Here is a 676-nt window from a genome sequence, read left to right as displayed (position 1 = left end):
CAAGGAATGCATCGATACGTTTACCTATTCATACAAGGATGATTACGGGAATGTCATAACTCGTAATATAAAAGAAAAAAGAACAGTTACCTATAACTTCAGTCTCGCGAAGAAGAAACTGATGGAAATCAATAGAATGATTGAAAAAGCCAAGGCACACCGTGCATGCCAGGCCAAAAAAGAAGAATATGGTGAATCATCAAAATATATGCAGTTTCTAGATGATCAGGGGAAAAGTATAAAACCCCAGCTAAATCAAAAAGCTATAGACAAAGACAAAGAACTAGCCGGATATAATATGCTCGTAACATCTGAAATCAATATGTCATCAAAAGACGTATACAATGCTTATCATCAGCTTTGGCAAATTGAAGAATCCTTCCGCATCATGAAGACCGAACTTGATACACGTCCGGTCTATCTACAAAAAGAAAATCGGATCAAAGGGCATTTCTTCATCTGTTACACAGCCGTGTTATTATCACGAATCCTTCAATTCAAGATTCTGGAAAATAAATACTCAGCAAGTACAATATACGATTTCATGAGAAAATTCCGAGTTGTAAGAATCAACTCAACCAGATTCATAAATCTATTAACCAGCAAAGAATTCGTAACAGATCTATCCAAAAAATTAAATCAACCAATAACAAATTATTATCTAACAGATAAACAA

The 676-nt window shown here is 34.5% G+C and carries 1 protein-coding gene; it reads left to right on the top strand.

Annotated features, from left to right (window positions below; all coding sequences use genetic code 11):
• Positions 1-121: 121 nt before the first annotated feature.
• Positions 122-676: transposase (locus tag LJE08_RS13700; RefSeq protein WP_227403544.1), on the top strand; the 555-nt coding region annotated here is incomplete at its 3' end.

Origin of the sequence: Holdemanella sp. DFI.5.55 (genome assembly GCF_020593575.1) — a bacterium.
In the GTDB taxonomy this organism is placed as follows: Bacteria; Bacillota_I; Bacilli_A; order Erysipelotrichales; family Erysipelotrichaceae; genus Holdemanella; species Holdemanella hominis.
The sequence above is the reverse complement of the archived record's forward strand: the minus strand, read 5'-3'. Positions and strand labels throughout refer to the sequence as shown.